Here is a 6,469-nt window from a genome sequence, read left to right on the forward strand (position 1 = left end):
AAAAAACTAAATATGTGACCGACTGATTTTTCTTTGTGAAGTCAATAGAACTCTCTTTTAAAAACCGCTCAACATCAGGATTTTTCTTACATGAAAACTCGGAGAGGATTTCTAATAAATCTTCCTCTCCGAGTCCGTCATCTTTTACAGCTGATAGATACTCGCGGATGTTAATAACAGTAACACCATTAAGTATTTACTTTTCCCTTTTCATCATGAATTTCTTAATCTCATCTATTCCGCTCAGATGAGATATTCGCATATCAGGTGCCTGATTAACTTTCAGCGACTCCTGATACGACTCTTCTATTGCATTTGCGAACATATCAACTTGTTTTTTACCAGAAACAACAAAGTTCTTTGTAATACTTGAAGTTGCCATCTCAAACACCTCCTTTTAATCTGTAATGGGGTCAGGCACCCAATGTTTTGCTTTATTTTAGAATTACATACTCACATTCTAATTCATCCTTATCATCTCCCCTGGAATCATCCTTAATAGAAACAATCTTTGTTATAGCGATTTTTCCACTATCGTTCCGCCACACAACCGCATCTCCAATATGTGGAGTCCTTACTCGTGACGAAAAATCTGCTTCGATTATCTCAATACTATTCAAATCAAGAACATTTTTTAGCAATGCTATTTCCTTTATATTTGGACTATTCCTATATGCATGTATAGATATATTACTTGCCTTAGACCATTTAGTATTGAATAGATATTCTTCCTTTCCAATAGAAAAAACCCCGTCGTTATTAGAATAGTCGAAAACAAAGTGTCCACTTAAATTAACATTACAATAGAGTTTTTCTTTTGTCGAAATAGTTATTACTTTTTTTCTCTTTCTTTCATTTAAAAATATTAATATTGTTACAATAATACTTATTAAGCCTATTATTGACCCAACTATCGATGTAACTGTATTAAAGTTCGTTTCATTCATTGATTTTACCCACTAATCATCTTTCCTACGTAGTCAGTGCCCATAATCTTGTCGATTATGCACACATCTACTTTCTAAGCGAATAAGTCACCTGACTCCAAATCCAAAAATAAAGTTGTGGATTCAGATTTTCTATAGCTTATATTATACCCATTATTCTGTTACATTACCATTCCTGACCAGCCCAGTTAGCCATGTCTACCTATGTCCCTTATTCCTTGCTGATACTGGCAATGCATGATAATAATTGGTTTATTTGCCACAAGAACTAATCCTCTTTTAATTTATCAATCAAGTCTTTGTACTTACTAATCATACTTACTTGATCTTGAACCTTATAGAAAAACACTACGTAGGGCAACATAATATTCCCGTTTAACTCTCCTTTTTTAAACTTTTCAATCCAATTATGCTTTTCTTCATCTCTGATATACTCACTTATAACTTCAGACATGGCTTTTCGCTTTTTACTGCTTACTGAAGAATATACTTCAATATTTCCAAGAATTTCTCCGCTCATATTTAAATCATCTACTTTAACTACAAAAGATAATAGCAACTCCCCTATCGATTTATAGAATTTAAAATCTATATTTTCAATCATCTGCAACATAAAATCTTTAACATTCTTCTCAGACTCATAATACAGAACAATTGATGGCTTCAGAAATCCCTCATTAATAAGCAGCGATGTCTTGTATAAATCTGATAAGTCTGCAAATCCAGGATTATAATCAAACACCTTTTCTATATCTATTTTTTCCCGATTCTCTAGCCTTGTGAATACGGAAATATATAAAATCAAATATCTTCTTACCAATACTTCCAAATAGCTATTATAACGTAATATTTTATCCTTTTCTTGACGTTTCATTTCCTCTTCGTTATGTTTATCTATAGCATACTGAACGAACGAAACCGTGATTATTATTCCAATAAGGTTCGTTGCTATCCCCAATAAAATGTTATTAACATTATCTGCTTGTCCTTTTATCATCCAACTTTTTTCTATATCTGAACAAGCAATAAATATCAGTCCTCCTGATAAAATAAGCAAATGCACTGCCACTCTTCCTGCTAACGTGTTTATCCATTTCCATATCCTCATAAGCAAATTCTTCATATCATACATTCTCCCAATAGCTTAAATCTATACTTCAAGCGAAACAAAATAGCACCCCAATAGTAAACGGTAAACCGTTTACGAATATTGCAATTTCAAATTAATTCTATTTTACGTATTCTCCCCTTAAAAAATATAGGTGTCAACCCCATTTGAAATATTACACTGTATCCTAATTTTGTTACTTTGTAATATTTCCGTAATGGGGTCAGGCACCAATGTTTTATGATTTTCTTTTTTGTGTTTCTTTTTCTTCTTTTCACTTTTCATAACAAAAAATTCTCCTCAATAATAAATAATCCTACTATATCTCCCTAAGCAGTTCAGCTAAGTACCCTTCGCCCTTCTTATGCCCTTTATTAACCTTGTAATAATCTCGTATTGAATCATAAAGCAACTGTGGTCTGTCACCAAAATAACTCTCAAAGAATTTAGTACTATTGTTGTATCTTTGGCCATTGTATTTTATTTTTTCTTTGGCAAAGTCTTTTGGAGATTTCTTTGATTTATTCTTTTGGAACTCCCCATACAATCCCTCTGCAATAATGAGTAATATTTCCAACTCCGGTTTTGTGCAATACTTGGCAACGGACACAATCATCTCTTTGTATTCTCTAGGAATTTTAAGTTCGTCATTCTGCTTGTCTCCAATTCTCAAAATCTCTACCGGTCCATTGTACATATTCAACTCTGTCTTTACCTGTCCAGACGTTGCAATCTGCCGAGCATGGTATGGTGTCAATCCCAGCAAATCGTCTTCATCAAAACTCAACATGTTATTTTTTAGAAGTATTTTCACCAATGCGAGCTCATTCGGACCTTCACACATAATCAGTTTCTTCATTTCAACGCCTTTTTCAGATCCATTAAGGAATCATAATTAACCGCTGTTTTAAATGCATTGCTATAGAATTGCTTACTCTTCAGAATATCATTTCTAACACCATATTTTTCATAGATACTATCCAAATGAACTTTTTTATCAGCATTTGCTATATATATGTTATCCTGACGGTTGAATAAATCCAGCAACTCACAATAATGTGTAGAGAATATAAGCGACGCATTATGTTTATTTACAGTCTTATCCTTGTATAAAGAAATGATATTTTCAACTAGTGTTTTATGAAAATGGTTCTCTATCTCATCTATAATAATGTTATATCCATACCTAAGCGAGCCGATTATAACAGTGTAAAGCATCATTCCTTTTGTGGTTCCACTTGATAAAACAGTGAACAACTCTCGTGATGTAAGTTTTTTTATTGTTCCAGAATAATTCAAATCAAAGCTGCCATTATCATCCCTAGATAAATCGAGTACATTATCATCAAATATTTTTAATATTTTTCTTAAAATATCAGCTTCGATATCTAAGGTATCCATAAAATTAAAGGTCATATTATATACCTGTTCTGTATCCATTTTATCATGCAAAGACAATGCTCCAATTTGCTTTTCTTTCATAACAAAGAATACACTTGAGACATCATCTGGCAACATGCTATCCGAAGTCACCTCAATGAAACCGTCATCACTATATATCTCATTAATATAACTTTTGAAATACTTTTTTTTCTCAATCTTTTCATTCTCAAATGAAACTGTTTTCTCTATAGAGTTTTGTTTCAAGCTGGTATTGTATCTATATATATATCCATTATCAAAGAAATGGATACAAATATGCACATCATTTAGTGAGTATTCCTGGCTTACTCTAAAGCTTGATAAGATACTATATGCAACAGTTAATAAATCTAATGCTGTTGTTTTTCCTGAGGCGTTCTTTCCAACAAATGCCATCGTTGTAAAAACATACAATCCATCAGCTATCTCCTGAAGCTCATATTCTTTATCCTCACTAGTCTTTCTTGATTTTGCAACAAAATCTATTTCTGTATTATCTTCTAAATTTTTAAAGTTTCGTGCGCTAACCTTCAAAATATTCATATGAAAGTCCTCCTTGATGTATATTATACGCTTTCTGCATCTAATTTAAAACAGTTTTTATGTTTAAGACAAAACGCAATATAATGACTATTCGTAAAGTGAATATTTAATGACTATTTGTATATTTTGTAGAATAAATCAATTTAAGTTATTTTTTATAACCCTTTTAACAGCTTTTCTTCAATTCATACACAGAGTGTTCACAAACACAATATATACTATTCAGGAATTGATATCTTCCATATCTTGTGCCATTTTATTCTTCTCGCAAGAAGAATTTGCAATAAAAGATATCATAAAAAATAAGACTAATATCTATATTATGTCTACACAAGTATTTGGTGGTTTCCACAAACATAAAAAAGGAATGGAGGTGTTATGAATGAATTATTCATACTATGATTTAGGGCAGTTAGACAGAGGGAGAATTGTAGAAGTACAGCTGAATGCGGCAGCTAATGTTAGATTAATGGACTCTTCAAATTATAATAATTTCAAAAATGGAAGAAATCATAGATATTATGGAGGATATGTAAAAAGAAGTCCATACAAGATACCCGTACCTAATAATGCACATTGGTATATTACAATTGATTTAGGTGGATATGCCGGAAGCGTAAGACATGGCGTTAGGGTGTTGCCCGGAGTACTACCTGATGCTAAACAGAGAATATCGCTCGCTGAGGAATCTAACTTATATGTTGAAACTTTAGGAGCAAATAAAGAATTTGATGTATTTATATCGCATGCATCAGAGGATAAAAATGATGTAGCGCGTCCATTAGCAAATGCATTGCAAAGATTGGGAGTTAGGGTATGGTATGACGAATTTGAATTGAAAATAGGGGATAGTCTAAGACGAAAAATTGACCAAGGTTTGTCTCGAAGCAGGTTTGGGATTGTTGTGATTTCTCGTTCATTTGTGAAGAAGGGATGGACCAATTATGAACTCGACGGATTAATGACAAAGGCCATATCAGGCCAACAGATTTTACTCCCGATATGGCATGATATAACAAAACAGGAAGTTATTGATTATAGTCCATCATTAGCAGATAAAGTAGCAAGAAATACTAGTATAGAGACAGTGGAAGAAATCGCTGCTGAAATAGCAGAAATGATTTTTGCGTTGTGAATAATTTTCAAAAATGAAAATGGGATGCTGCAAAACTAGGTTTTGCAGTATCCTCTTTGTAAACGGTAAATAGGTTCTTTCCAAACTTAGTTGAATTTATAGTAAAATTGCTCTTGCAACAATACTTTTGCCTTTAACAACTCAAAAGAGCGTTTGAAAAAATCTCTGTAAATTTGATATAAGACATTTATTACTGGGTCTTCTATGATAAAATCTTTATTTATCAAGGAGGCCCATTTTTTATGGCAAACAAGAGACGCGACATTTACAAGGCAAAACCAATGACAGAAGGAAAGAAGGCTGTAATCCAAGGCTTGCTCAATGAGTATGATATTCAGTCAGCTGAGGATATCCAGGATGCACTCAAGGATCTTCTTTCAGGAACTATTCAGACTATTTTAGAGACAGAAATGAATGACCATCTAGGCTATAAAAAGTATGCTAGAGATGATGAACCAAACTATCGTAACGGTACTAAGGCAAAGACTGTCCGTAGTAAATATGGTGAGTTTGAGGTTGATGTTCCACAGGATAGAAATAGTACTTTTGAACCTGCTGTAGTCAAGAAAAGACAGGAAGATATCTCTGGTATCGAAGAACAGATTATAGCTATGTATGCAAAAGGAATGACTACAACTCAGACTTCTGAAATGGTTGAATCAATCTATGGATTTGAAGTCAGTGAAGGCTTTATTTCTGATGTTACAGACAAGCTTATACCTCAGATTGAGGATTGGCAGAACCGTCCTCTTTCATCCGTATATCCGATAATCTTCATTGATGCTATACATTTCTCAGTTCGTAATGACGGTATTGTTAGTAAGCTTGCCGCATATGTAGTTCTTGGACTCAATGAGGATGGAATGAAAGAAGTCCTCTCAATCGAGGTTGGTGAAAATGAAAGCAGTAAGTATTGGCTTGGTGTTTTAAATAGCCTTAAAAATCGTGGAGTTCATGATATCCTTATACTTTGCTCTGACGGACTTACAGGTCTTAAAGAAGCTATTCAAGCTGCATTTCCAAATACAGAGCACCAGCGCTGCATTAAGAAATACTCTTAAGTATGTAGCTAACAAGGACATGAAAGCCTTTGCAAAGGACTTAAAGACGATTTATACAGCCCCTGATGAAAAGACAGCTCTCAAGCGCTTAGATGAGGTTACCGTAATGGGGTCAGGCACCATTGTTCGTTGTTTCACGAAGATAGAGGGAATAATAGAATTCACGTGCCCGAATCGGAACTAGAAAGCACGTAGAAAGGGGATTGAAAGGATTTTTCGTGTCAAATAGATAGGCTAATGACACGTAATAATA

General features: G+C 33.5%; 7 protein-coding genes and 1 pseudogene. 2 read left to right on the plus strand and 6 right to left on the minus strand.

Annotated elements, in window-relative coordinates; translation table 11 throughout:
* Positions 1-196: 196 nt before the first annotated feature.
* The 6 genes from BLV53_RS16620 to BLV53_RS16640 form a co-directional block, all read right to left on the minus strand.
* Complete coding sequence (locus BLV53_RS16620) at positions 197-382, minus strand: hypothetical protein (RefSeq protein WP_090302738.1); 186 nt, start codon at positions 380-382, stop codon at positions 197-199.
* Positions 383-434: 52 nt separating this feature from the next.
* The gene (locus tag BLV53_RS16625) at positions 435-947 is read right to left on the minus strand and encodes a hypothetical protein (protein ID WP_090302739.1); all 513 of its coding nucleotides are present in this window, start codon (positions 945-947) and stop codon (positions 435-437) included.
* Between the two features lie 268 nt (positions 948-1,215).
* A complete protein-coding gene (locus BLV53_RS16630) occupies positions 1,216-2,070 on the minus strand; it encodes a hypothetical protein (protein WP_090302740.1) in 855 nt (284 codons plus the stop codon).
* 126 nt (positions 2,071-2,196) lie between these two features.
* Positions 2,197-2,340 carry a hypothetical protein gene (locus BLV53_RS17190; RefSeq protein WP_170830920.1) on the minus strand — a complete coding sequence of 48 codons (144 nt, stop codon included), beginning with the start codon at positions 2,338-2,340 and terminating at the stop codon, positions 2,197-2,199.
* Positions 2,341-2,374: 34 nt separating this feature from the next.
* The gene (locus tag BLV53_RS16635; protein WP_090302741.1) at positions 2,375-2,914 is read right to left on the minus strand and encodes a GNAT family acetyltransferase; all 540 of its coding nucleotides are present in this window, start codon (positions 2,912-2,914) and stop codon (positions 2,375-2,377) included.
* Positions 2,911-4,020: an AAA family ATPase gene (locus BLV53_RS16640; RefSeq protein WP_090302742.1), complete on the minus strand. Its 1,110-nt coding sequence runs from the start codon at positions 4,018-4,020 to the stop codon at positions 2,911-2,913. Before BLV53_RS16640 ends, BLV53_RS16635 begins: the two co-directional genes overlap by 4 nt.
* Before the next feature lie 382 nt (positions 4,021-4,402).
* Between BLV53_RS16640 and BLV53_RS16650 the strand changes: the two genes are divergently transcribed.
* Positions 4,403-5,155: a DUF1883 domain-containing protein gene (locus BLV53_RS16650; protein ID WP_090302744.1), complete on the plus strand. Its 753-nt coding sequence runs from the start codon at positions 4,403-4,405 to the stop codon at positions 5,153-5,155.
* A gap of 242 nt (positions 5,156-5,397) precedes the next feature.
* Positions 5,398-6,319 (plus strand): annotated as a pseudogene (locus BLV53_RS16655) (IS256 family transposase); the annotation flags it as partial.
* Positions 6,320-6,469 lie beyond the last annotated feature (150 nt).

Source organism: Pseudobutyrivibrio sp. ACV-2 (assembly GCF_900107545.1).
Classification (GTDB): domain Bacteria; phylum Bacillota; class Clostridia; order Lachnospirales; family Lachnospiraceae; genus Pseudobutyrivibrio.

Bases quoted from the DNA above. Each gene is read 5' to 3' on its own strand.
- BLV53_RS16620 (WP_090302738.1), bottom strand. From the start codon at position 382: ATGGCAACTTCAAGTATTACAAAGAACTTTGTTGTTTCTGGTAAAAAA.
- BLV53_RS16625 (WP_090302739.1), bottom strand. From the start codon at position 947: ATGAATGAAACGAACTTTAATACAGTTACATCGATAGTTGGGTCAATA.
- BLV53_RS16630 (WP_090302740.1), bottom strand. From the start codon at position 2,070: ATGAAGAATTTGCTTATGAGGATATGGAAATGGATAAACACGTTAGCA.
- BLV53_RS17190 (WP_170830920.1), bottom strand. From the start codon at position 2,340: ATGAAAAGTGAAAAGAAGAAAAAGAAACACAAAAAAGAAAATCATAAA.
- BLV53_RS16635 (WP_090302741.1), bottom strand. From the start codon at position 2,914: ATGAAGAAACTGATTATGTGTGAAGGTCCGAATGAGCTCGCATTGGTG.
- BLV53_RS16640 (WP_090302742.1), bottom strand. From the start codon at position 4,020: ATGAATATTTTGAAGGTTAGCGCACGAAACTTTAAAAATTTAGAAGAT.
- BLV53_RS16650 (WP_090302744.1), top strand. From the start codon at position 4,403: ATGAATTATTCATACTATGATTTAGGGCAGTTAGACAGAGGGAGAATT.